Here is a 24897-nt window from a genome sequence, read left to right as displayed (position 1 = left end):
TATAAATATAGACATAGTTTGATGCTGTTGTTAAAAAACATGTGCAATTTTTTAACAAAAAGAGAAAATAAAGTTTCAAGCCCACCATGACATTTGTTAAGTTAGCCACCCTGTATAATCAGGGTGGCTGCAGAAAGCCTCAAGAAGCAAGCCTCTGTTTGCTATTGTAGATTAGGTTTTGGCGGCTCCCAAGCTATTTCAGATAACCTGGGTCTTTGTTCTTTGATTTTCTGCCTATGGCTGCCATCTCCTCTGAAAAGGGTGGACCTGACGCTATCTATCCTGCAGACATTTTTTCTCTTTGCGGGGGGCGTTTCGTCAACAGCAGGAGAGGCATTTTCTTTCTCCTTGGGTTTGGATTTTTTAGCCTCATCAAAGAAGTGTACAGAACGTTTTGTTTTTGGCTTGGGGGCATCATCGGTTATCTTCTTTTTAGGATGCTCTTCAACCTCTGGAGTTGATACTATTCCTTCAGGACTACTGGCCTTGGCCGGATTATTTTGTTTTGCCCCATCATTGTCTTTTTTCTGCGGTTTCGCGTCGGTGGGATTTGGTTCGTTTGCAATTATAATTGTATCAACGTTACCCGCGTTTAAATGGATTTCACTTTCGCTATCAGAGGGTTCGCTAGTACTATTTTTTTCTGATGAATCGCTGTTATTATGCGAGAGTATTTCTTGAAGATTGGCAAAGATAAAACACTCCAAATGCTCACCCTCTTTTTCACCAATGCTTTCAAAATCTTTGGAAGGTAAAAATTCAAGCTGCGGGAAGTGTATCTGAAATTCTTCTCCTTTTAAATCAACAGGAATTTGGACTGAAGGAGTTTCCGTTTCTCTTTTTTCTCTTTCCTTTTCGATATAACCCAGAAGAAATTCAGATATTTGGCTGTCTTTGGAGGTAAACATATTTTTGATTTCTTCAGAGGGTAAAAATAAGAGTTGCCAAAAATAAATCTGAAATTCTTTACCTTTTGTATGCTCGGGTATTTTCAAGGACGATATTTCTGTGACGTTATCGACTCTGAAGTATCCAAAGGTTAACCAATGCAGGGCTTTTCTATACCAGGGGGCTTGTTCCCAATCCTGGTTTAACAATTCCTCTTCAATCAATAAAGGCAGTTGACGAGTAAAATAGTTTTTTGAAGATTCATCAAAACATTGAGCCGCTAATTGTTTCGCCAAGTCTGTTAATTGGGGTACCTCAGGCTGTCTTTCAAAAAGTTTCATAAAAATGGGACTGGCTTTCTGTAAAAGCCTCTCGCTATTTGATTGAGGATTTAATAGCTGCCTGATTTCATTAACATCTTTTTCTAAGGCTGATTCAATCAAACCAGACAGTTTCTGAAAATAAGGTTTTGACACGTTGTTAAAACATCGAATTGCCAATTTTTCGGCTAGGCGGGTTAATCGGGTCTCTTTGGGATCATATTTTGATAGTTTGGTGAAAACAGGATTAGCTTGTTTCAGAAGCGCTTCGCCTTTTAAATCGCTGTTCAATACTTTATTAAGAGCCTCAATATCTTCTGCAATCCCTAATTGAGAGGAGGGGAAAACTTCTTCCACTTTCTGGTAAAAGGCATCAGGCGGTAAGTTTTTGAAGTTAAGCAAGGTCTGGAATTGTTTAATGGTCATTCGCTTATCAGGATCGAGGCGTGTTAATTCCTGAACCAGAAGGGAAAGATTGATGATTTGTCTGGATGGTGTTTTGAAATGTGATACGGCGCTGTGATCCGGATTTCTAAAATCATCTGGTAATTCATCCAATTGAGTTAAAATCAGGAATTGTTTTAAAGCCATTCCCAGTTGATAGGCCATGAATTGGGGCATGTTCATGCGTTTCCACAGAGCATTGCGATTATAGCCTACAGGGTCGCCTTCTTTGTTAAATAGTAGACATTTTAAAAATTCATCGGGAGCAAATAAAGGACTGGTGAGAATTTCACTAGCTAAAGGATTGTCATTCGTGGTGAATGTTTTTCTATCGCTCACCAGTACTCTGTTATTGTGAACCAGAAAATTATTTAACTTAATGTCGGGATGATAGTTATGAGTCTCTATTAACTTTAGACAAAAATCGGTTAACTGGACAAAGTAATACCCAATTCGCGGTGCAATATTTTTTGGACTGCCATCTTTTAACTGTTTGGCAATTTCTTCCAGATTATTTTGATTGGCGAATTGGCTTAAGATAACTGGTTTGTAAACAGTAGAACCATCTTCCGCTTTAAATCTCATCATAAAAACAGAGTAATCTTCAATAAAATACTTTGAGACTCCGTAGGAGTGTAGTTCTTGTTCCTTTCCTAACTCATGCCTGTCTTCTACACGAAATACAAAAGGAGCCTCCCATCCGCTCATTGTGAATTTGAAGTTAAAATTATTTACATGATTGCCAAGTTCTTTGGTTTTATAAGAAGGTATAACTGGTAAATTGTCTATGGATTCTCCCTTAATGGCTTTTATTTTGGGAGCGACAAGCCTAAGGATTTCTGTTTGTCTTTCTACAATCTCTTTTGTTTTTTTATCGTTAAGGGCTAACTCATTCAGGAGAAAATTAATTTCAGCATAGCGAGTAGCGCATTTTTCAAATTCTACTTCTTTTAACAGTTGGTCACGCTCTTGCATGAGATGGTAGATGTTTACTTCAGAACTGTTAATTTCAGGCTTATTTTTTATTTCTTCAGTAATGGCTTTGGCAAACTGCATTCCTTTTAAAAAAAAGGAGGCATTGGGATTAATTGAAAATTTAGCCAGCTCATTTAACCAGCCACCTTCTTCAGCATCGTTTATCCAATCGAACAAATCATCATTTAGTTGAGTTTTATTCAGTAAATAATTGATTTTTTGTAAATAAAATAATTTTTGAATCTTGTCATCTTCAGGTGCATTATTGTATGCAATGACCAAAGGCATTGTATTTTTAGATGATTTAGGCGGTAAATTTAAAGGCATGAAGTACTCCGAGATATCTAATTACACAGACAGTGCATTAGACCATTGAACAAAATAGATTTAAATTGAGCAAACTTAACATCTTTATATCGAGACTTCAAGTGCATTTTATGAGCAGTAAGAATGTATATGATGCCGTTGGTTTTGAGTTTATGATTTCAGTTTGGTTCTGAATAATGAATGGGACCCAGGGGTATAAAAATATCAGGCTCCTCTATCATCAGCAGGGTATTTTATGCTTTAATATGAGTCATTTCTTAAAGATAATTTTTAAGGTTTGCTATGACTTTTGTAGTAACGGAAAGTTGTATACGATGCAAGTATACCGATTGTGTAGAAGTATGCCCTGTAGATTGTTTTTATGAGGGGCCTAATTTCCTGGTGATTCACCCCGATGAATGCATTGATTGTGCCCTTTGTGAACCTGAATGTCCAGTTAATGCTATCGTTTCAGAAGACGATTTAACAGAGGAACAACAGCAATTCAAAGAATTAAATGCCGAGTTATCCAAAACCTGGCCTAATATTACTGCTAAAAAGGACGCTCCCTCTGATGCCAAGGATTGGGAAGAAGTAAAGGACAAACTTCAATATTTGCAAAAAGAGTGGAAGAAATAACCACTTTCGCTGAAACCTGTCGGCGAACTCTCAGTGAGAAGGGAAGACTATCCACTGCTATTCCAGGCTTTGTGGCAAGAGCACCACAAGCCGATTTGGCAGTGGCTATAGCCAATGCTATTGTTCAGCGATCGATTTTGGTAGCTGAGGCAGGAACAGGAACAGGTAAGACCTTTGCTTATTTATTGCCTTGTTTGTTAAGTGGTAAAAAAGCGCTTATCTCAACAGCAACCAAAACGCTCCAAGATCAACTTTTTCAAAAAGATTTGCCAACCTTGATTAGAGCTTTAGGTTTATCGGTACGAATCCAGAATTTAAAGGGGCGTTCCAATTATATTTGTCAATATCGAGTTGAGAAGCATGCTGAGGAAGGACAATTTCAAAGCCCCCAATGCGCTCACGAAATACTCCATGTCAGAGATAAATTGTCTCAAATGCAAGAAGGCGTTCGCTCGGAATTACCTGAAATTAATGAAGACTCCTCAGTATGGCATTATGTCACATCCACTACCGATAACTGTCTTGGTGCAGAATGTCCGAATCATGAAACCTGTTTTTTAGTGAAAGCACGTAAGCGAGCGATGGAGGCAGATATTGTCGTTATCAATCACCATCTTTTTTTTGCTGATTCTCAGTTAAAAAAAGATGGTTTTAGCGAACTATTACCTGGTGTTGATGTCGTAGTGTTTGACGAAGCTCATCAGCTTGCAGACATCGCCTCTAATTTCAATGGGGAGCGCCTGGGAACACGTCAATTCAAAGACTTGGTTGATGATATGCTTAATGAGTGGCCAATCCTGGATTTAGCCAATCAACCTCTAAAGTCTATAAGTCATAAAGCGGACAAACTGGTGGATCAATTGCTCAATGCTTTGCCGACTCGTGAGGAACGAATCAGTTGGGATTTGGTTAAACGAAATAAGGAGTTTATGGAGGCGTGGAATACCTGGTTATCTTTAAAGGATGAGTTGATACAATGCCTGGAATCAAAGGATACTGCTGATATTCCCGGGTTAAAAAGATGTAAAGAGCGCCTTTTGGATTTGGAAACGGTCTTGCTTTCTTTCACTGAGGAAAATAATCATAAAATTCGCTGGATAGAACGTTTTAAACATACTCTTGTTTTTCATGCCACCCCGTATGATGTAGCTGAATCATTTAGTCAATTATTAAAAGACCAATCATGTGCCTATATTTTTACATCAGCTACACTGACTATGGCATCGGTTTTTGATAGTTTTTGTAAACCTCTGGGATTAGATAAAGTACAAACTTTGTTATTATCCAGTCCATTTGATTATCAGCAACAGGCTCTGCTTTATTTGCCTCGAGGAATACCCGATCCTAAAGATGCTCATTATTATGAAGCTTTGCTGGAAAAGGCTTTGCCAGTTATAGAAGCTTGCGGTGGCCGTTGCTTTTTCCTTTTTACCAGTCATAAAGCAGTAAAATTGGTTGCTCAAATGATGAGCAATACTTTAAAATATCCGCTTTTGATTCAAGGTGATGAAGCAAAACCCATTCTCCTGTCTCGATTCAGGCAATTGGGCAATGCTGTGCTTTTAGGCACTTCTACTTTTTGGGAAGGTGTTGATGTAAAAGGGGAGGCGCTTTCTTGCGTGATTATAGATAAATTACCCTTTGCTAACCCCGTTGATCCTGTAATTCGTGGCAGAATGTCTTATTTAAAGAAAAAAGGGCTTTCCGGTTTTGATGAATTATCCTTGCCAAATGCTGTCATTGCATTAAAACAGGGAGTAGGGCGATTGATTCGTGACATCACCGATAAAGGTATATTAATGATAGCGGATCCACGTTTGACTGGTAGAGAGTATGGTCGAACCATTTTGGCAAGTTTACCTGGTCTTCCGAAAACTCGGGATGAAGAAAAAGTACTGCATTTTATTAAAGAGTTGGCTTTAAATGATGAAACTGTTAGCGATTGATACCTCAACTGAACTGGCCAGTGTTGCCATCCTTATAGGTGACGAAATCATAAGCAGGGAGCAGGATAGTCAAAGAATCCATGCCCAATTGATTTTACCTATGATTGATGAGTTGATAGCGCAAACCGGATTGGGTCTTAACCAATTGGATGGAATAATTTTTGGATGTGGCCCTGGAAGTTTTACAGGATTGAGAATCGCGTGTAGCATTGCAAAAGGGTTGGCTTATGCCAATGATTTGCCCCTTGTTCCTGTGAGCAGTTTAGCCGCAATTGCCTGGACAGCTCGGGAAATAAAAGAGGATTTTAATCAGCCTGTATTGTCTGTTTTGGATGCTCGTATGCATGAAATGTATTGGAGTTGCTTTTTGGAGCATCAATTCTTAGCCCAGGACAGAATTAACGCGGTAAAAGATATTCAGCTGCCAGCCAATCAATCCTTTATTTTGGCCGGAGTTGGGATTGATTTGTACTGGAAGGATTTCCCAGAACAGATCAAATCACAAATTAGTGAAGTATTAGCTGTTTTTCCGACAGCGTCTGCTATGATACGTTTGGCACAGAAAGCAAATATCAAGGCAGTTTCTGTGGCGCAGGCACAACCAGTGTATGTGCGCAATCAGGTTACTCAAGGAGATTCGCGTGGATAAAAAATTATTGGAAATATTGGTTTGTCCTTTATGTAAAGGAAAATTGCTGTTCAAAAAACAGGAACTGATCTGCAAATTTGATAGGCTGGCATTTCCTGTTCGTGATGATATTCCTGTAATGCTGGAACAAGAAGCGCGTTTGATTCCTCTGGAAGAGAAAGATAAATTATGAGCCATAATTTTCATGTGATTATACCAGCCAGATATCATTCCAGTCGTTTTCCAGGTAAATTACTTCAGGAAATTAACGGTATTACCGTGATTGAACGAGTTTACAGGCAAGCACTTCTGGCAGAACCAAAGTCGGTGATTATTGCCACTGATCATGATGAGATAGCTGACCGCGCAATCCAATTTGGAGCGGAGGTTGTAATCACTTCACATACGCACCAAACTGGAACTGATCGAATTGCGGAGGTTATCGCCAAAGGTAGCTTTGCTCCTGATGACGTCATTGTCAATGTGCAAGGTGATGAGCCATTTATCCGACCCAAATTAATTCAACAAGTTGCTTGCTCTTTAACAAAGACAAAGGCGCCTGTGTCTACTTTATGCTGGCCTATTAGCAGCCTTGAAATATTAAATAACCCTAATGTGGTTAAAGTGGTATGCACTCGAGATAATCACGCTCTTTATTTTTCAAGAAGCGCGATACCTTTTCACAGAGATGATAAAAACGCTTATTCCAATACCTTCAGGCATATCGGTTTATATGCTTATCGTGCTGCCTTTTTACTGGAATTTGTTAGCTGGCCGCCCTGCACCTTGGAACAAATAGAGTGTTTGGAGCAATTGCGCATCCTATGGTCAGGTTTTTCTATCCGGGTTGATGAGGCCTGCGAAGAACCTTTACAGGATATTAATACAAAAGAAGATTTGATTTTGGCTCAGCAATATTTTCTTGATACTTTCAATGTATAACTCGTTGTAATTTATTGTTTTTTCTATGAGAATGATTTTATTCACTCCGTATGGTCGCCACTCAATTTTCATCATAATGGAGTGACGATCTTGACTATTTTTTAGCACATCGAAATGACATCTTTTTGTAATATTTTTGAAAAATTAATGATTATACTGTTCAAATATTGTAGTTTTATGGTTAAATAATGAGCTTTTAACCAACTTAACAATAACTTTATGGTTATTTTAATGAGGAAAAGCGCATGAAAATATTTAAGTTTAGCAGTTGGCTTTTGCTGTTCGTATTCACCCTGGATGCGAATGCCTATTATACTAGTCAAGGCAGTATCTATGACAAAAGTGGGAATAGGGTGACCATCAATGGAGTATCCTGGTCAGGATTTCAGGATACCAATGTTTTTCAGGGATTGCAGAGCAATCCTTTCTATAATATCACCATGCCTCAATCCAAACCTCGGAATGGATTAATGGATTTATTGGTTCACCCCTGGTCTATGGCAGACTCTGGTGTAAACAGCAGCACAGCGGTAGAGTTCAAGACCGTACGTTTGCCTATGCAGCCAGGTGTTCTTTATGATGACAGTGGGGAAGTCGATCTCAACAAATGGCTTTCTGACAAAACACAACCTGAAGCCGGTAATGGTCTTTTTTGCAAGACCTGGCAGTCCAATGGCCAATCGTGTGAAAAAGCAGTGAGTCCGAAGCAGGCTTTCTGGACGGTACTTGCTGAAATGAAAAAACATAATATCAATGTGATGATTGATTTTCACCATCGTTATGGTTATGGCGATGGAATGAGGGATGGCACTGTTTATAGCATGGTTCAATATGAGAAGGATTTAGTTCTGCTTGCTCAGGAAATCAAACAACGTGGTTTGGATAATGTCATTGGCATTGATGTTTTTAATGAACCCTATCAATTGAGCTGGTTTAAAGCCAGAAATGGTCAGGTTTCGTGGATTACAGTGATAGCTACTGCTGCCAAGGCAGTGCATCAGGTCAATCCTGATTTGTTACTGTTTGTTGAAGGACCTGGAGGCGGAAATGATGATATGGATAATCCAACAATTTGTGTGCCAAAAGCCAATATTAAAGAGGATTCGGGCTATGCACACTGGCGCGATCCAGGGCAGTGCGGCAATGAACAGGAGGTTGTAGCATTCAAAGGGAACTGGGGGGAAGATTTTAAACCCCTTCTGGATAAGAATTTGGCTAAACAAAACATAGCGCAATTTGATGTACAAAAATTTAGTAATGAATTGCAACAGGCTGTTCCGGGTATTGACACAGAAACACTCGGTTGGCTGTTGGGTGATGATAATATGGGAAATAATGGCCATCTGGTTTTCTCACCTCATGTTTACCCAAAGGAAGTGGCTGGTTGGGAAACAGCCCCTGGTGATGCAAGTAATCTGCGTTTCGATTGGAGTTGGGGTTTCCTGTACAAAGCTGGGTATCCTATTGTTTTAGGGGAAGCCTCCTGGAAATCTTTTGAAGGAAAAAACTTTTTTACCCAGGCATTGATGCCTTATCTTACCCAAAGTGGCATCGGGTCCAATAATTTATATTTCTGGGCGATAGGGTATTTAGGTGATACGGTTAGTGCTATCAATCCGAATACTGGCGAATTAAATCTCGATGTACAACAAACATTGAAGCCCTATTTTAATTAAATCCATCTCTGATAACCCAGTACTGTACTGATCTTCGACGTCCCGTGGCTTGTCCACGGGATCCAGGAGCTCTCCGCTAAAACACTGACCCTGTGGACAAGCCACGGGTTACAACCATCCTATCGATGATTTAAACAGGTGCATTAAGCGCTTTGGATTTGGTAATGTGGCGTTTACGCAAATAGATCAAGGCAGCAGGTAGCAGCATTAAGACGATGCCTAATGAAAAGACCATACGGTAATGGGCTGTTCCTCCGATATTAATGCTTTCCGTTGGAGGAATAAAACCTACCCATAAAGTGACAGTACAACCTATTAATCCTAACAGGCATGTCAGGTAATAACCGGGTTTGCCTCCTGGAATAGCAAAAGGTCTTTCCATGTCTGAGAATTTACTCTTCAAATGCCAGGCTGCAATAAACATCATCACATACATCATCATATACAGCTCTGTACTAAGAGCAGTAAACAACCAATAAATAGCATTCACTGTAGGGAATAAGAGAAAGCCGCTACATAATACTGTCACCAGAATGGCTTGCAGTATCAAAATTTTTGCTGGCATGCCATGTTTATTCACATGACATAGCGAAGCAGGCAGAAAATCATGTTTGGCTGCCATCAGCAGGCCCTTGGCTGGAGAAATAATCCAGTTGATCATGCTGCCTAAGGTACCCAGCAATAACAAGAGTATTAATACAGGCATTAGCCAATTCAAATCATAAACTTGCAAGAAATTACTAAATGCCCTCATAACCCCATCTACCAAACTGATTTTGTCTTTAGGCAGAATGAAAGCAATGGCCAGTGAGCCTAAAATCATGGTGAACAGGATGAGAATGACCGAAAAAAACATCGCTTTGGGAAAATTCTTCTGCGGGTTATTGACATTACGCACGTGAACTGCAGCAAGCTCCATCCCGAGAAAAGAAGTCATAATCGCTGTTAGAGAAACCCAGGATTGTGTGTTTTTCCATTGCGGTAGCAAATTGGAGAGGCTCAGATCAATGGCAATAGGGTGGCCATGAATTAACCAAATAAAAGCCAGAAGGATGATAAATCCCATAGGCACTATCATTCCAACTATTGCACAGAAGCCAGCAAAGGTGGCAGAAGCACGCAGTCCTGATAAGCCTATCAAAGTTAATGACCAGAAAATAATCAGAATAACGCTGATAAGATAGTATTTGTTTTGTGCAAGTTCTGGATTAATTAAATAAGAGATTGTGCCTGCTATAAAAGACAAAATAGTCGGATACCATACCAGAGTATTTATCCATTGCAGCCAAATGGCGAAAAAGGCGATGTTTTCACCAAAGGCATGCTTGACCCAACTGTAAATGCCACCTTCCTCGTCTGACCAGGTTGAGGAAAGTTCAGCAGCGACTAAAGCAACCGGGATCAAAAAGATAATTGCTGAAAAAATAAAGAAAAAAATCAAAGTAGATCCAAAAAGTGCTGTGCCTGGCAAATTTCTAATGCTGTCAATTGCTCCGGTAATGAGCAGCACTAAAGCAAGAACGGATATTTTTTCAGAGGACCATGATTTCATTGATTTTTCTATTTGATAAAAAGATAGACATTATAAAATAAATCAAGCTTGGAGGTGAACTTTTTTCATTAAAATTATTTGTTTTTATAGCCATCTCTGCAAGCAGGTGATTTGAGTACCGATTGCTGTTGAGTCATCCATTCATCAGAAGTATATAAATGCATGCTTAATGCATGCAGCCCCAGAGTAAATTCTTCTTTAAGAAGCTGATTAACGAATTTATGACGATTAATACGAGTCAGATCATTAAAATGATTTGAAACGGCGATTATTTTAAAATGTGTTTCAGCGCCTTGAGGAACGTGATGGTTCATGGACTCGTCTTCAACACTTAAAAAGAGGGGGGATAATGCGGAGATTAGTTTTTCTTCTATGCGGAGTTTACGCGTCATGATTTGCTCGACTCTGTTTTTGCAAAATAAGGAGTATATACATTTGAAGCATAGTTGTCACATTAATTAAACACAATTGTCAGAATGTGACAAAAATTGTCATTTTATTATTATATAATAACAAATAGTTTATTTTATGAAATATTTTATCTATTCATTTCACTGAATTTTTAGCACAAAAACAGGTGTTTTTTACATGAAATGATTATTTAACATGTAAAATAATACAGGTTTAGAATATTGGCTGGTAGTTGGCATTATGCTTGCATTATACTAATGGATAGTTAACTATGGAGATGGTCATGAGACAAAAGGGTTTTACTTTAATTGAATTGATGATAGTCGTAGCGATTATCGGTATTTTGGCAGCAATCGCTATACCAGCCTATCAAGATTACACAATACGAGCTCGTGTTACGGAAGGTCTGACCTTGGCAGATTCTGCAAAACTTGCCGTATCTGAAACGGCTATTACCAACAACGCGTTACCACCTACTCAGGCTGCAACGGGCTACGTGTCTCCCGCAGCTACGCCCAATGTACAATCAATTGCTATTGGTGCCAACGGTGTGATTACCATAACATATACCGCTTCAGCAGGTGGTGGTACCATAGTTATGACCCCAACCTTACAAGCTAACGGTGATGTAACCTGGACTTGTACGGGTGGTACATTATTGGCCAAATACCGACCTGCCAGTTGCAGACCATAATAGGATAAAGCCACTATAAAAACCGCCTTTCAATGGCGGTTTTTTATTTGCCCATGTTTTACCAATGACTTATTTACCTAACAGAAATGTTTTGAAAGAAGCTTGTCAAGCTATTTAGTCAGCAGAAGGATTTTTAAATCATAGAGTTGGCATTGAATTTGCGTGATATCAGTTAGATGCAATGCCAGGTGACGTTATGAGAATGAAAGGATTTACTTTAATCGAGCTGATGATCGTTGCCGCTATCCTTGGGATTCTGGTTGCCATCGCAATTCCAGCCTATCAGGACTATACCATCAGAGCACGGGTGGTCGAAGGATTGGAAATGGCTTCGGCCGCTAAATTAGCTGTTGTTGAAACGAGTTTAATTGATAACACTTTGCCAGCAAATCAGGCAGATACGGGCTATACCAGTCCTGCCCCAACAATTAATGTAGCCTCTATAGCCATTGGTAATCAAGGCATTATTACCATTACCTACACTGCAAACGCAGGTAATGGTACCATTACAATGGTTCCCACAATAGATGCCACTAACAGAATACTCACTTGGGATTGCACTGGTGGTACCCTGATTAGTAAATATCGTCCAGCCTACTGCCGCCCTTAATCTTGGTTGATTTTTTTAGCCACTAACTGGTTTTTTAGTCGGACATAATCTGGCAATCCATTTTTGTAATTTGGATAAGCTTCACCTTGAATCAAAGGGGACAAGTAACGTTTGCATGCGTCCGTAATTCCCATGCCATCTTCAGCTATATACTCTGGCGGCATAGCCTTTTCCTGGTTAGCTACCTCAGCCAGAGGGACTTGGCCTATAGACCATTGATAGGGTTCGTCCTGCTCACGAATGACAACAGGCATAATCGCGTTATATCCTTTAACGGCATATTCCACAGCAGCTTTACCTAAAGCGTAAGCTTGATCCAAATCAGTTTGCGAGGCTATGTGCCTGGCTGCCCGTTGAAGATAATCTGCAACTGCCCAATGATATTTAAAACCCAGTTCAGATTTAATTAATTGAGCGATGACAGGTGCAACACCACCTAATTGAGCATGTCCGAATGCATCACGTAATCCTGCTTCACTGAGAAATTTTCCTTCCTTATTGCGGATACCTTCTGAAACAACAATCACACAATAACCATATGAATTGACACAGTCCTTCACTTTTTTTAGAAAACGAGTTGGCTCAAAAGGAACCTCAGGTAATAGAATAATGTGTGGCGGTTCGCCTGGATTTTGCTCGGCCAGCCCACTAGCCGCAGCTATCCAGCCTGCATGCCTTCCCATCACCTCAAGAATAAACACTTTCGTCGATGAAGCCGCCATGGACGCGACATCAAAACCAGCTTCCTTCGTTGAAATGGCAATGTATTTCGCGACTGATCCAAACCCCGGGCAATTGTCTGTAAAAGGCAGATCGTTATCTACTGTTTTAGGGATACCTATGCAGGTAATAGGATAGCCCATGGTTTTACCTAACTGGGATACTTTATGGGCAGTATCTTGTGAGTCCCCGCCGCCATTGTAAAAGAAATAGCCTATGTTGTGGGCCTTGAAGACAGCGATTAAGCGTTGATACTCTTCACCATTGTCTTTTAATTTGTAGCGGCAGGAGCCAAAAGCTCCGGAAGGAGTTTGCATCAATTTGGCAATGTCTTCTTCACTTTCCAATGAAGTATCGATTAATTCCTCGTTTAAGGCACCGATAATGCCATTTTTTGCAGCATAAACTTTACCAATTTGCTCTGGAAATAGTTTGGCGGTTTGGATGACACCACAAGCGGATGCATTAATTACAGCGGTCACACCACCAGACTGGGCGTAGATTGCATTTTTAACTGACATTTTGTCTCCATAACTAGAATGATTTTATTAGGTTGATACAGACTTTTACTTTGGTTTTCATACAAGAGAGTTTTTATGGCCTTATTTCATTAAATATTATTGTGAGTACTGATTTTCATATTCACTAATCACTGCATCAATACTTTGTATTAAATCGGTAAAGGCTTCGGTTAAATTATCAGCATTAGCGGTTCGTCTTGCAAGCCTCTCTAATTGAGCTACTCTCTTTTGTAAAATAGGCACGCCACAAAAACAACAGGCGCCATGTAATTTATGAGCCAAATCAGCCAGGCCCTTTACGTTTTTTTGATGCATTAACCCAATAAACTCTTCACGATTCTTATATAATTCTTCTATAAATTTGGCGAGGAACTCTTCAGCAAGCGCTTGATTACCTGAAACTTTCTGAACGCATAATTGCCAATCAATGGCAGCATGTTTGGTTTTATCAACGATGCGAAGAATTTGGATTAACAATTGCTTTTCATCTATAGGTTTTTGAAAACAAAAATCAACTCCATATTTTTTCATATCGATGGAGCTCAGATCACTGCTACTGGCGGTAATGAGAACGATAGGAGAGTGTTTATTCATTAGGGATTTTTGACGTATCATTTTGGCTGCTTCCAAACCATTAAGTTTTGGCATATGCAGATCCAGTAAAATCATGTCAAATTTTTTATCCTCACAAGCAGTAACGGCCATTTCGCCATCGTCAACCGTGGTTATATTGGCATTATTGTTTAATAGGGATGTTAATAGCATTTTATTGACAGGGTTGTCTTCTGCAATCAGTATCTCTGGATGAAGAAAACGAAGCTGTTCGCGTAAAGTATCCAGTTCCTGGTTCGTATTTTTCTCAGTTTGGTTTTCATTGGCTATCGATTCAATCAGATCCTGAAGCTTTTGGATGCTGATAGGTTTGTAAAGAAAACCCCGAGCACCAAGCGCCGCAAAATCATTAATAGGCCATTTGGAAATTAACACGAAAGGAATTTGCTTGTGTTTGGCAATGAGTTCAGCAGCTTGTCGCTCACATCCTTGATTGACGTTAATAAAGGCAATTTTGCAATCTTTATGTTTTGTCAATGTTCGGGAAAGTTTATTAAATGAGTCAACGCGTATAGCCTCTATACCCCAAAATCCCAAGCCATTACCTATTGCTTCCAAATGGAGGGGATTGTCATCAAAGCAAATGATTTTTAAATGGGCGAAACGATGAGTTTGATTTTTTTCAATCTCATAAGCAACAAGTTTTTCAACTTTAATGCGTGCGCTAAAAGTAGAACCTTTGTTGATTTCACTGGTTAGACTAATACGCCCATGCATTTCTTCACATAGTTTTTTACATATAACCAAGCCTAATCCTGAGCCACCGTAACGGCGTGTGATGCTGGTGTCTGCCTGATTGAAGGCAGTAAACAGTTTCGTTTGATCCTCTGGTGAAATACCTATTCCCGTATCCGTAATGGCAAATAGCAAGGTATAATCTTTATCTGTTTCTTGCTCGATTTTAGTGCGTATAAGAACGTATCCATGATCTGTAAATTTTACTGCATTGGTCACCAGATTACTGATGATTTGTTTGATTCTTAAAGGGTCACCCAATACCATTTTGGGCACATTGATGTCTGTAATCGGGATTAAATCGATTCCTTTTTTGTGCGCATTGGGGCTTGCCAGGGATAAAACCTCATCAATGCAACCTCTTATGTCTAGCGGGATGCAATCAAGATTTAATTTGCCCGCATCAATTTTAGAAAAATCCAGAATATCATTGATGATACTTAACAAATCCTGCGCTGATGATTTGATCGTTTTAACGTAGTCCAGTTGTAAAGGGTCCAGCTTGCTTTCCAATAAAACATTTGTAAAACCAATCACGCCATTCATTGGGGTACGAATTTCATGACTCATGTTGGCAATAAATTCTGATTTTTGTCGACTTTTTTCTTCAGTTTTTTTCTTTTCCAGCGATAGCTCAATGTTTTTTTCTTCCAGAAGTTCGAGACTTTGTTGCAGATCTGCTGTGGCGATTTCAATGTGGTGATTCAAATCACGAACTGTATTTAAATATTGTCGTTGTAAATGAGCGCAACCTTTTTCAATTATTCCTAATTCTCCTGGACTTGAAACACGAATTTCAGTTTCAAATTCATTGCTTAAAATTTGCTTCATACTTCGACGCAATCGAGCAATAGGCATGTAAATTCGTTTAGACAAGAAGTAATGAATTGTTAAACCCATCAGTAAACCGAATAGGGTAATAAAAATGGTAACGATGAGCATTTGATAGCGTTTTATAAGTAGTGATTGTGTATCAATGTCAATGGATAACCAGCCTAATATATCGTCAGCCTGGAATATTTTAGGCGTAGAAAGCTCTTTGAATTCTGTGCTGGAGTACAAATTGAACTTTGGGATAGTAATCGGCGCTATAAAATTAATGGTGAATGGATTAATTTGCTTACTTTCAATGTAGTCACCTGTATAGTCAGGTGGATTGAATGGTTTATGAATAGAGTGCTTGCCACCACGATAAGCGATTAATCGACCATCAGCATTATAAAATGCCAAAGCTTTTACCTCAGGGTTAATGGTTGAGGCATTGATTAAACCCTGCAATGTACGGTAATCATTGCGAAGCATGGCATACTGGGCTGCTGGAAGTAATTGCCTAATATAGGCTTCACCCAGTCTGGACATATGCTGCTTTAGATCTTTACCAAATAGGCCGTTATAAAAAAAAGCAAAAAGCAAGGCGACTAAAAAGGCAGGAATAAGAGTAGTGATTCTTAGCTGATATTTAATACCAATACTTTTCAACATAGCTCCTTTTAGTCTTAATTCAGCAGTTGAATCTTTGCGTTCATGGTAAACTCGGCTATTATAACTTGATTATTTTATTCCTTACAATGGAAGATATTATGACTGTTAGAACCCGATTTGCCCCAAGCCCTACTGGTTTTTTACACGTTGGTGGGGTAAGGACTGCATTATTTTCATGGCTATATGCAAAACATCACAATGGGCAATTTATACTGCGTATAGAAGATACGGACAGAGAGCGTTCAACTCAAGAATCTGTACAGGCTATTTTAGACGGAATGGCCTGGTTAGGGCTTAACTTCGATGAAGGTCCTTATTATCAGACTGAGCGATATGCTCGTTATCAACAAGTAGCGCAGCAACTTTTGGAAGAAGGAAAGGCTTATCGCTGTCAATGCAGTAAGGAAAGACTGGAAGCTTTAAGAGAGGCTCAATTAGCCGCCAAGGAAAAGCCACGCTATGACGGACATTGCAGAAACCAAAGTCTTCCTGATAGTGGAATTCCTTATGTTATTCGCTTTAGAAATCCTGATGCGGGTATAGTGTCTTTCCACGATGAGGTTTATGGTGACATTCATGTGGATAATAGCGAACTGGATGATTTGATTTTGGTTCGTTCTGATGGGCATCCCACCTATAATTTTGCTGTAGTTATCGATGATTGGGATATGAAAATAACTCATGTTATTCGCGGGGATGATCATATCAATAATACTCCGAGACAAATTAATTTATTCAAGGCATTGGATGCACCGGTACCTGTTTTTGCCCATTTACCCATGATTTTGGGTGAAGATGGCAAACGGCTGTCAAAACGACATGGTGCAGTAAGTGTCTTGCAGTTCAAGGAGCTGGGTGTATTGCCTCATGCTTTATTGAATTATTTAGTTCGTTTAGGATGGTCTCATGGCGATCAGGAAATTTTTAGTGTACAAGAAATGATAACCAGCTTTGACTTGAAAAATGTCAGCCGAGGTGTCTCAAGTTTCAATTATGATAAGTTGTATTGGTTGAATCAGCATTATCAAAAAAGTGACTCTCCAGAATCAGTTGCTAATGCGTTGCAATGGCATTTTGAGCAGGCAGGAATTGATTTGAATCAAGGTCCCGATTTGAAGGATTTGGTCGCAGTTCAGGCAGAGAGATGTAAGTCATTAGCAGAAATGTGTCAAATTAGTCAGTATTTTTATACAGATATCATTGAATATAATGAAGATGCTGTTAAAAAACACTTGCGGCCAGTTGTTCTGGAGCCTTTAATGGTATTGCATGAGCGCCTAAAAGCGCTTGACGAATGGAAAAATGATAAAATTCAAGAATGCATTAATGATGTGAGCCTGCAATTTGATTTGAATTTAGGTAAAATCGCTCAACCGTTGCGTGTCGCCGTGACCGGATCCGGAACATCTCCTTCCATTGACATGACATTGGCTTTGTTAGGTAAAAACAAATCAATCAAACGTCTTGAAGACGCTTTGGAGAAAATACGAGCCAGAGCCAGTGTTGTTTAGAATCTAAATATTTATTGATTTTAAGCTGAATGCAAAAAAATCTGGATTTGGAGAAGTATTCATATTTCAAGTGGGCAATGAAAACTACAATTTCGCTGGATTTCATTGCTCCTGGCCGAAGAGAATGCGAATAGGCGTGTCCGTATATTCAACAGAACATCTCTTGTTTTTTTTATTTTATGGATCTATTTGAGTCTATCAGGTTAAAATGGCCAATTTTCTACTTAACTTGATGTATTTTTCGCCATGAAAATAAATAACTTAGTTGGTTTTCTGCTTGCCTTCTGCCTGACTTCTTTATCTTATAATATCAGTGCAGCTGAATCTCCTGTTGTATCTCATCCTAAAATTCAAAAGGAAATGAGCAAGTACTTCAAGGTTTATCATAACAAAGAAAAATTTACAGCCATTGCTGTCTCAGTATTTATTCCTCAAGAGAAAAATAAGGATGCATTAGATGTTGCGACTTTTGTCAAAGGAACTATGGGATATCCTCCACTGTCCCAGGAAATTACCCCATTGAATTTGTTTGATATTGGAAGCATTACCAAATCATTCACTTCATTGATTTTGCTTCAATTGCAGACTGAGGGCAAATTGTCACTAGATGATCCTTTGGGTAAATGGCTGCCTCAATACAAAGAGTGGAAAGATGTAAAATTAAGACAATTATTGAATATGACCAGTGGCATCCCCAATTATTCCGAAGATCCTGAATTTGCAAAAAAGATGGAGGATAATTTTGCGGCAATCTGGGGCGATGAGGAGTTGTTAGGTTATGCTCATCCAGAAAAGCCAATAGAAACCGACAGAGCAAACAGGTATGAGTATTCCAATTCTAACTATATTCTTGCTGGAATGGTTATTGAAAAAGTGACTCAAGATACTTTTGAAAATCAGTTAAAACAAAGGATTATTAATACAAACAATGGATTAAACAATTCATTTTATCCTGCAGGGCCACATGGCCCAGAAGTCGAAAAATCAATCCGGGATAGACGAGTCCATGGTTACTTTTATGATGAGAACAACAAAAAACTAATTGATACTATAAGCAATGATTTATCCTGGGCTGGCACAGCAGGTGCTGTTATCGCAAATACTGAAGACGTCGGTCGTTGGGTGCAGCTGCTATACCATGGGTTACTGATAGAACCTGCTTTTAGAGACGAGGCTTTATCCGAATTGGAGTCAGTGGTTTCAATAAAAACAGGGTTACCTATCCCTTCAGTCACAGAAGATGAGCCCTACGGTTTTGGATTGGGAGTTGGTTTTTATTATGATAAAAATTCCAGGCAGCGCTTTTGGACTTACCAGGGCAGTACTTTAGGTTACAGGGTGATGTATTTGTGGAATCCTTGTAATAATGTAACGGTTGTTGTGGCTTTGAATGGGAAAGGTGGCTCAGGCAATGAGAAATCAAAAATCGGCAACCATATCCATGAGCTTTGTTTGAATATACATAAAGTTATCGTTAAAAACCATCCACACCTACAATGTGCAAGCTAATTTATTATTTATCATTATTGGTTGTTAAGGACTGAATCACATGGCAATCTGTATTAATAAAGAAACAGATCACTTTTTTATTTCGATAGGTAAAATCAATCAGCACTCATTTATTATGCTAGGTGTGTATGATGACTTTCAGGTATCTCATCTACTGTGCAGAGTAGGGAAAATCTTTGATCTGCCTAATCAAACCAAGGGTATTAAAAGGTGTCTTAGCATTTATAGTGCTTTAAGTGGGGCAATTTTTGCGAGTAGCAAAGCAAAGATAGAGGATGAAGGAATTACAAGAAAACGAAAAGGATCTGCACCTATTTCTTATCAAGCCTATGATATTAGTTATGAGCAGTATTGTGAATTTGTTCATTATCTTGAGTCTATTCAAACTGAGAGCAATCAATTTGAGTGTTTTAAACCGCTTGTTCAAAATGGAAATGCAGTCTATTTTTCGCAAACCAGTTCTCGTGTTTTCGCAACTGGTTCCCATTGGAAGGAGCTTAATGAGGAAATTCATGAAATCAATACAGGGAATACTTGTCGACATTCAGCAATAAAATTAATTGAGGCGGTTACAAAAACATCTGTCCCCTCATCGATATCCTCTTGTTTCTTTATAAATCTGCCGTATAAAACTCAATTGGACTATGGCAAACCGAGTCAAAATATTCCCTTTTATGTTTTACCCCCACCTCCACCTTCTATCCATCCAGGATTTAATAAAGAAAAACGCTTAATAGCCAAGAAACTCTATCATAGAATAGAGCAGTTGCCTGTGCTCGAGCCTAATTCACCAATGACAAAACGAAAATTTAATAGCTTAAAAAATTTATATTTGCAAATCATTGGTTCACAGAAAAACCAATCTATTGATGAATTGCTGTTTGGTATACAGCAATGGAAGGAAAAAAATCGAGTTGATTTGCAAACATTAAGAAGAACTTATTTTTGGGATTCTTTCATTGTCAGGGAATCAGCTACTATGAAATTAATCAATGAAATTGAGAAAGATCTCAAATGCGCCAAGTGCCCATATTAAATATTGTTATGATAATATCAGGGTTAGAGCATATCGAATCTTTGCTTCTTATAGAGCCTGATTAAACGTGGTCTGATTAAATAAACCATATGCAAGCTCATCCTTTTCACTGTATGGTTTTTTACATTTCAAGTTTTTTGCTGCATTTTATGCTAACTTAGCTATTATTATTTAAACATCATCAAAGGAGTGAACATGAAATTATATTATTGCAGAGGTGCTTGTTCATTAGTAGTTCGTATTATACTCAATGATTTAGGGTTAAACTTCCAGGATGAAGAGGTCGATTTAAAAGTCAAAAAAACAGCAGGTGGCGATGATTTCTTTAAAATTAATCCTAAAGGAGCGGTCCCAACCCTTGTTCTTGATAACGGCGATATCCTGACTGAAAATCAGGTTATTCTACAGTATCTAGCAGATACTACTCCGGGACAAAAATTGTTGGCTGCTGTTGGAGAGAGTAAAAGATATCATACTCTGGAATGGTTAAATTATATTTCTACAGAGCTTCATAAGTCGCTTGGTATGTTTTTTAATCCTACTGTTTCAGAGGAAATAAAATCCAAAATTTTGACACCTTTGGTCATGACCCGTTTTGCTTATACCAATACCCGTTTGGAAAAAGGATCTTACTTGATGGGAAATGAATTTAGTTTACCTGATGCCTACCTGTTTGTTATGGTAAGCTGGGCAAAATATTTCAAATTGGATTTGTCTCAGTTTGAGCATTTGACAAAATTTATGGATCTTATGCTGGCTCGCTCTTCAGTTGCCAAGTCACTGCAGCAAGAAAAACTATAGCGCGAGTTGCGTTATTAATTCATTACAACCCAATTTGCTTCTTCTATATAGTACTGGGAGTAAGATTCATTATATCCAATGCCTTGAAGTATGGGGGTTTAACTTTCTTGTTAGATAGCCCATCCTTTTGGGCAAAATAAACCCTTTAGGTTTAAGTTATTAGCAATAATCTTTGTTATTGTGCTAAAATTTCAACTTTTAATTGATAGTAATATATAGTTACTTGGTTTTTAAATGACTCGCTTAGCAGTCTGCGAGCCAGTGATTGTAATTATCTTGAACTCATGGTTAGAAACAAGCTATTCAGAGGTTTTTTATGGTTAGGGAGTGTACAAGTTTTAAAGGCGGTTTGAATTTAAATTTTATTGAGAATGCTGAGTTCGAATCTAGAAAAAACATACCTCCTGAAGAGCAAAGGGCTGTTCTTATTCGTAATACTTTGCGATTGTTAATGATGGGTTGGAATACCTCATGGACAGAATTATTTTCCTGGGAAACCTTTAAGGCTATTTACCTTCAAAGAGATCCTCTGTTGCTGAAAGAGTTTCGATTAGCCTTTCAGAAAGGTTTTGATGCACTATTTACCCAATTAAGTGGCAGGCAATTTAATTCGCAACAAAATGAACAAATACAACTTTACCTTAGTAACTGTCTTGGTTATTTGCCTTTATTTGATTTAAATCCTTACGAGTCGATTAAAGTTCCCCAGAGAATCAATGATCAATGGGTTATGGTTGACTATTACATCAAGCCCATAGAACTTACAAATCATCGTGGAAAAAATGATCTGATTTTGCGAGATGATGATAGGGTTTTTGCTTATGGACTTGAGCCAATAGATAATCCAAATGCCCAGTCTCATTTAATTTTTATGGGAACCACTTATCCTGCAGGTCAAGGCTTTATTTCCCAATTAAATACTGATTTGAAAGGATTTGAAACGGTTGGCTATTCTTTATATAAAAATGGAAGGGATAGAATTAAGGACTGGATTTTAAAACAAAACAGTAAAATTCATGTATGTGGTATAAGTCTTGGAGGCTCTTTAAGTCTGCTTTTGGCTATTGATATGGGAAAATACCTTTCCAGAGTGGATGCCTTAAACCCCGCAGGACTTCATGATACTGATAATAAAGTGAAGTACGATAAATGGTATAAAATCAAAAAGAAACCTTTGGTTGTTGTCCAACAGCAAGGTAACGATCCGGTGTCTTTTTTTGGGGTTTGGAAAAAAGAGTGGAACATTTTACATGTCAAGCCTCCAAAAGATAAACAAGGCCCCAATCTTTTTTGTGATCATTTTCTGAATTATGCCGGATTTGCTGAAACAGAATTTACTTATGTTTCTGCTGAGCAACAAAATGCCAAAAGGAAAGCAAGGAATTTCTGGCTTTACTCTTTAGGGAGAGGAGTTCTTTATTATTTTGGCCTGGCTCCTTATACCTACTTAATCAGACCAGTAATACACTATATTGCAGAGAAATGGCCGTTAATCGTATTCGGTATTATTCCTTTACTGACTATTGGTACTCTTATAGGGTTAAGTACCGCAGGAATTATTCCCGCTATTGTTTCAATAGGTACTCTTGCTGTTTTTGCAATATCCAGTGGAATTTTTTATTTGTCTTTTGGCTTAAGTAATAATGAAGAAGACAAAAACACTTGGGCAGGGATGTTTGATTTCATTTTAAAAGGTAAAGAAAAGGTACCGGATGAGAATGAGCTAAAACTGGCCAAACTTCATCATCCATCTACACCCAGAAATCCTGAAATGGACATCTATAAGAACGAAACTGCGATCGATTTAACTTATAAGCAAATTAATACCTATTATCAGGTAACTCGTTGTCTTCTGAAACAAAAAGAGTTTCTTCCTCTTAAAGATAAACCCGAGAAACGTTTTGGAGGGTTATCTAAAAAAGAAGCCTTATTAGCAAGCATGAATTCTGCCTCGCATGACGAAGTCATTTCTCTTCAGATACCCAAGGCAAAGGCTGTGCATATCAAGCATTCTTTAACTTTGGCAGCCAAAATAGGTATGGAAAATGAAATAGAATTAAAATCTGCTTTGAAAAAAGAGTATAATCAGTATCAGATAGGTAAGCATCAAAGGCTTTGCTAGGTAACGATTCGTGCATCACGTAGAAGATCTAATTAGTATTTTTAATTCTTGCTTTGAGAAGGACTACAATACCCGTCTGGTTAGAGGGAGAGATGAGCCTATTTATCTTCCTGCAGATGATAAGAGGCCTTATCATGCGCTATTTTTCGCACATGGATTTTTTAGCAGTGCTTTGCATGAATGCGCTCATTGGCTTATTGCTGGAGAAGAAAGAAGAAAGCTGGTCGATTTTGGCTATTGGTATGCTCCTGATGGACGCAATGAGGAACAACAAACTCTGTTTCAGAGGGTGGAAGTGAAGCCACAGGCTTTAGAGTGGATTCTTTCTATGGCCGCGGGACATAAATTTAGGGTAAGTATTGATAATTTAAATGGGACTGAAGTAGACACTGAGGCCTTTAAACAGTCAATCTATAATCAGGTGTTTCATTATTGTACCCAGGGGTTACCACAGCGTGCACTGCATTTTCGTAATGCTTTATGTGCTTTTTACCGTCAACCTTCTCCCCTGAGAATTGATGATTTTTCAATTGATGAATTGTAATGCTTCAAGCGCGGTGAAGCACGACTCCAATTGTCCAATCGAGATTTTGTTCTGGCGGAATATAATGGATGGTTTGATTGGGGTTAATGCCATAACCATCCACCATTAATGCGTAGTAATAAGAGGATAAAAGACAATATTGGTAGAGGTACTCATCGTCAGGATACTGGCCATTAAGTATATCCCATTGCTGATGGCAAATTTGGTTGTCCCCTTGTTGCAGCAAACTTTGATTAGTGAGTTCGCTGTTTTCAAAATGAAATAATTGGCTGCTGGCAAGATTGGAAATACCACCAATACTGTACCATTCATTCACGGGATTTAAAGCAAGCAAAGGTTGTATTTGTTGATTTACCTTATGGACACTATTCATTAATGAGGTTACTTCTTCCTTGCACGATGGAGCATTGCCCTGTCCTGACTCCCCGTCCGGCAAAGGATAGTCGTTTGCAAAGCAAGAGGGGGAGTTAAGGAATTGATGTGACATTTCTGTTTGGCCTAACCCCAGGAAACTGTGAACATACAGATTGATATTCTGTCCATAGATATTGAGCTCTACCTGGTTATGTTTGCTAATCTCCGCATTTTTAGGCATTGGAAAGACAATTTGAACGGAAGCGCCGCCCATATCCATGACGCCAACTGATTTATTTTGGACTGATTTTAATGTATCAAGTTTATAATTTACAGCAAGCCAGTCAAACAATGCTTCGTCGTTCCCAGTGATAGTTTTTGCCTCGGCCAACTGCCATTGCGATTGTTGTCTAAACCAGTACTCCAATTCATCATAGTATTTTTTTTGTTGTGATTGGGGTAGTAGTCGCATACCTGCTGTTGCGTAAAAGTAAACAGGTATATTATGAATTGGTGCATCAGCCAATAGCATTGTCAGGTAGGCATCAATTGTTACGGAATTAGGCTGTATGCTTGCGAATCCAGGTTTGATTTTTTTATTCCAAATTTCCTCAATATGAATTGGAGTATTGGTGTCATCCGTATCATAGGAGTAGATATGTAGCCTGGAACCAGTACTTCCGGCATCAATGACAGCTATACAAGAGTGTTTTTCACAGGGGTTAGTGTCAGCAATAGTGTTTGGCGTCAAAATTACTAGGCAAGAAAGAAAAATTAAAACTCGAAACATTAGTTGATATAGAGCCAAAATTGAAGTTTTCGAATGGTACATTGTGTATATTTTGTTGTCAATAGAGTGTGTTTAAATAAACTGGACAAAACATTGTGAGATATCGGTTTGTCGAGTGATGAATAGCCT

At 38.6% G+C, this 24897-nt stretch carries 20 protein-coding genes; 14 read left to right on the top strand and 6 right to left on the bottom strand.

What is annotated here, in order from left to right:
- Nucleotides 1-161: 161 nt before the first annotated feature.
- On the bottom strand, nucleotides 162-2954 hold the full coding sequence (legK7, locus tag LPG_RS09650) for a Dot/Icm T4SS effector kinase LegK7 (RefSeq protein WP_010947641.1): 2793 nt from the start codon (nucleotides 2952-2954) through the stop codon (nucleotides 162-164).
- Nucleotides 2955-3236: 282 nt separating this feature from the next.
- Between legK7 and fdxA the strand changes: the two genes are divergently transcribed.
- From fdxA to LPG_RS09620, 6 genes are all read left to right on the top strand, one after another.
- Nucleotides 3237-3572 carry a ferredoxin FdxA gene (gene fdxA, locus LPG_RS09645; protein ID WP_010947640.1) on the top strand — a complete coding sequence of 112 codons (336 nt, stop codon included), beginning with the start codon at nucleotides 3237-3239 and terminating at the stop codon, nucleotides 3570-3572.
- A complete protein-coding gene (locus LPG_RS09640) occupies nucleotides 3560-5518 on the top strand; it encodes an ATP-dependent DNA helicase (RefSeq protein WP_025862385.1) in 1959 nt (652 codons plus the stop codon). Before fdxA ends, LPG_RS09640 begins: the two co-directional genes overlap by 13 nt.
- The gene (gene tsaB / locus LPG_RS09635) at nucleotides 5496-6167 is read left to right on the top strand and encodes a tRNA (adenosine(37)-N6)-threonylcarbamoyltransferase complex dimerization subunit type 1 TsaB (RefSeq protein ID WP_010947638.1); all 672 of its coding nucleotides are present in this window, start codon (nucleotides 5496-5498) and stop codon (nucleotides 6165-6167) included. The genes LPG_RS09640 and tsaB overlap by 23 nt, the downstream gene beginning before the upstream one ends.
- A complete protein-coding gene (locus LPG_RS09630) occupies nucleotides 6160-6339 on the top strand; it encodes a Trm112 family protein (RefSeq protein WP_010947637.1) in 180 nt (59 codons plus the stop codon). The genes tsaB and LPG_RS09630 overlap by 8 nt, the downstream gene beginning before the upstream one ends.
- On the top strand, nucleotides 6336-7088 hold the full coding sequence (gene kdsB / locus LPG_RS09625) for a 3-deoxy-manno-octulosonate cytidylyltransferase (protein WP_010947636.1): 753 nt from the start codon (nucleotides 6336-6338) through the stop codon (nucleotides 7086-7088). The genes LPG_RS09630 and kdsB overlap by 4 nt, the downstream gene beginning before the upstream one ends.
- 245 nt (nucleotides 7089-7333) lie before the next feature.
- Nucleotides 7334-8764: a cellulase family glycosylhydrolase gene (locus LPG_RS09620; protein ID WP_010947635.1), complete on the top strand. Its 1431-nt coding sequence runs from the start codon at nucleotides 7334-7336 to the stop codon at nucleotides 8762-8764.
- Between the two features lie 130 nt (nucleotides 8765-8894).
- Here LPG_RS09620 and LPG_RS09615 read toward each other — a convergent pair whose 3' ends face one another.
- Nucleotides 8895-10316 carry an APC family permease gene (locus LPG_RS09615; RefSeq protein ID WP_010947634.1) on the bottom strand — a complete coding sequence of 474 codons (1422 nt, stop codon included), beginning with the start codon at nucleotides 10314-10316 and terminating at the stop codon, nucleotides 8895-8897.
- A 74-nt stretch (nucleotides 10317-10390) separates the two neighbouring features.
- Complete coding sequence (locus tag LPG_RS09610) at nucleotides 10391-10708, bottom strand: BolA family protein (protein WP_010947633.1); 318 nt, start codon at nucleotides 10706-10708, stop codon at nucleotides 10391-10393.
- A gap of 302 nt (nucleotides 10709-11010) precedes the next feature.
- On the opposite strand from LPG_RS09610, the gene LPG_RS09605 reads away from it, so the two are divergent.
- Both LPG_RS09605 and LPG_RS09600 read left to right on the top strand, forming a co-directional pair.
- Nucleotides 11011-11421, top strand: a complete 411-nt coding sequence (locus LPG_RS09605; RefSeq protein ID WP_016356941.1) for a pilin — start codon at nucleotides 11011-11013, stop codon at nucleotides 11419-11421.
- A gap of 196 nt (nucleotides 11422-11617) precedes the next feature.
- Entirely contained in the window at nucleotides 11618-12031 is a 414-nt protein-coding gene (locus LPG_RS09600; RefSeq protein WP_015444381.1) for a pilin, read from the top strand.
- On the opposite strand, the gene LPG_RS09595 is transcribed toward LPG_RS09600, so the two are convergent.
- Both LPG_RS09595 and letS read right to left on the bottom strand, forming a co-directional pair.
- On the bottom strand, nucleotides 12028-13272 hold the full coding sequence (locus tag LPG_RS09595) for a 6-phosphofructokinase (RefSeq protein ID WP_010947630.1): 1245 nt from the start codon (nucleotides 13270-13272) through the stop codon (nucleotides 12028-12030). The two genes, LPG_RS09600 and LPG_RS09595, sit on opposite strands and share 4 nt — an antisense overlap.
- A gap of 96 nt (nucleotides 13273-13368) precedes the next feature.
- Nucleotides 13369-16101, bottom strand: a complete 2733-nt coding sequence (gene letS / locus LPG_RS09590) for a two-component system sensor histidine kinase LetS (RefSeq protein ID WP_010947629.1) — start codon at nucleotides 16099-16101, stop codon at nucleotides 13369-13371.
- Nucleotides 16102-16199: 98 nt separating this feature from the next.
- Between letS and gltX the strand changes: the two genes are divergently transcribed.
- The 6 genes from gltX (at nucleotide 16200) to LPG_RS09560 (ending at nucleotide 23624) form a co-directional block, all read left to right on the top strand.
- Nucleotides 16200-17612: a glutamate--tRNA ligase gene (gene gltX / locus LPG_RS09585; protein WP_015444383.1), complete on the top strand. Its 1413-nt coding sequence runs from the start codon at nucleotides 16200-16202 to the stop codon at nucleotides 17610-17612.
- Nucleotides 17613-17858: 246 nt separating this feature from the next.
- Nucleotides 17859-19121 carry a serine hydrolase domain-containing protein gene (locus LPG_RS09580; RefSeq protein WP_010947627.1) on the top strand — a complete coding sequence of 421 codons (1263 nt, stop codon included), beginning with the start codon at nucleotides 17859-17861 and terminating at the stop codon, nucleotides 19119-19121.
- A 40-nt stretch (nucleotides 19122-19161) separates the two neighbouring features.
- The gene (locus tag LPG_RS09575) at nucleotides 19162-20157 is read left to right on the top strand and encodes a hypothetical protein (protein WP_015444384.1); all 996 of its coding nucleotides are present in this window, start codon (nucleotides 19162-19164) and stop codon (nucleotides 20155-20157) included.
- Nucleotides 20158-20352: 195 nt separating this feature from the next.
- Complete coding sequence (gene gstA, locus LPG_RS09570) at nucleotides 20353-20958, top strand: glutathione transferase GstA (RefSeq protein WP_015444385.1); 606 nt, start codon at nucleotides 20353-20355, stop codon at nucleotides 20956-20958.
- Nucleotides 20959-21274: 316 nt separating this feature from the next.
- Complete coding sequence (locus LPG_RS09565) at nucleotides 21275-23080, top strand: lpg1907 family Dot/Icm T4SS effector (RefSeq protein ID WP_010947624.1); 1806 nt, start codon at nucleotides 21275-21277, stop codon at nucleotides 23078-23080.
- A 10-nt stretch (nucleotides 23081-23090) separates the two neighbouring features.
- Nucleotides 23091-23624: an elongation factor P hydroxylase gene (locus tag LPG_RS09560; protein WP_010947623.1), complete on the top strand. Its 534-nt coding sequence runs from the start codon at nucleotides 23091-23093 to the stop codon at nucleotides 23622-23624.
- A 4-nt stretch (nucleotides 23625-23628) separates the two neighbouring features.
- On the opposite strand, the gene LPG_RS09555 is transcribed toward LPG_RS09560, so the two are convergent.
- Entirely contained in the window at nucleotides 23629-24768 is a 1140-nt protein-coding gene (locus LPG_RS09555) for a multidrug DMT transporter permease (RefSeq protein WP_025862386.1), read from the bottom strand.
- Nucleotides 24769-24897 lie beyond the last annotated feature (129 nt).

Source organism: Legionella pneumophila subsp. pneumophila str. Philadelphia 1 (genome assembly GCF_000008485.1).
GTDB lineage: Bacteria > Pseudomonadota > Gammaproteobacteria > Legionellales > Legionellaceae > Legionella > Legionella pneumophila.
Note: the sequence above shows the minus strand (reverse complement) of the source record. Positions and strands in the feature narration are given on the sequence as shown.

Excerpts from the sequence above, each read along its gene's own strand:
- LPG_RS09620 (WP_010947635.1), top strand. The coding sequence starts at position 7,334 with ATGAAAATATTTAAGTTTAGCAGTTGGCTTTTGCTGTTCGTATTCACC.
- LPG_RS09610 (WP_010947633.1), bottom strand. The coding sequence starts at position 10,708 with ATGACGCGTAAACTCCGCATAGAAGAAAAACTAATCTCCGCATTATCC.
- LPG_RS09595 (WP_010947630.1), bottom strand. The coding sequence starts at position 13,272 with ATGTCAGTTAAAAATGCAATCTACGCCCAGTCTGGTGGTGTGACCGCT.
- gstA (WP_015444385.1), top strand. The coding sequence starts at position 20,353 with ATGAAATTATATTATTGCAGAGGTGCTTGTTCATTAGTAGTTCGTATT.
- legK7 (WP_010947641.1), bottom strand. The coding sequence starts at position 2,954 with ATGCCTTTAAATTTACCGCCTAAATCATCTAAAAATACAATGCCTTTG.
- LPG_RS09565 (WP_010947624.1), top strand. The coding sequence starts at position 21,275 with ATGGTTAGGGAGTGTACAAGTTTTAAAGGCGGTTTGAATTTAAATTTT.
- LPG_RS09605 (WP_016356941.1), top strand. The coding sequence starts at position 11,011 with ATGAGACAAAAGGGTTTTACTTTAATTGAATTGATGATAGTCGTAGCG.
- fdxA (WP_010947640.1), top strand. The coding sequence starts at position 3,237 with ATGACTTTTGTAGTAACGGAAAGTTGTATACGATGCAAGTATACCGAT.
- LPG_RS09580 (WP_010947627.1), top strand. The coding sequence starts at position 17,859 with ATGAAAATAAATAACTTAGTTGGTTTTCTGCTTGCCTTCTGCCTGACT.
- LPG_RS09555 (WP_025862386.1), bottom strand. The coding sequence starts at position 24,768 with ATGTTTCGAGTTTTAATTTTTCTTTCTTGCCTAGTAATTTTGACGCCA.
- gltX (WP_015444383.1), top strand. The coding sequence starts at position 16,200 with ATGACTGTTAGAACCCGATTTGCCCCAAGCCCTACTGGTTTTTTACAC.
- letS (WP_010947629.1), bottom strand. The coding sequence starts at position 16,101 with ATGTTGAAAAGTATTGGTATTAAATATCAGCTAAGAATCACTACTCTT.
- LPG_RS09615 (WP_010947634.1), bottom strand. The coding sequence starts at position 10,316 with ATGAAATCATGGTCCTCTGAAAAAATATCCGTTCTTGCTTTAGTGCTG.
- kdsB (WP_010947636.1), top strand. The coding sequence starts at position 6,336 with ATGAGCCATAATTTTCATGTGATTATACCAGCCAGATATCATTCCAGT.
- LPG_RS09600 (WP_015444381.1), top strand. The coding sequence starts at position 11,618 with ATGAGAATGAAAGGATTTACTTTAATCGAGCTGATGATCGTTGCCGCT.
- tsaB (WP_010947638.1), top strand. The coding sequence starts at position 5,496 with ATGATGAAACTGTTAGCGATTGATACCTCAACTGAACTGGCCAGTGTT.
- LPG_RS09575 (WP_015444384.1), top strand. The coding sequence starts at position 19,162 with ATGGCAATCTGTATTAATAAAGAAACAGATCACTTTTTTATTTCGATA.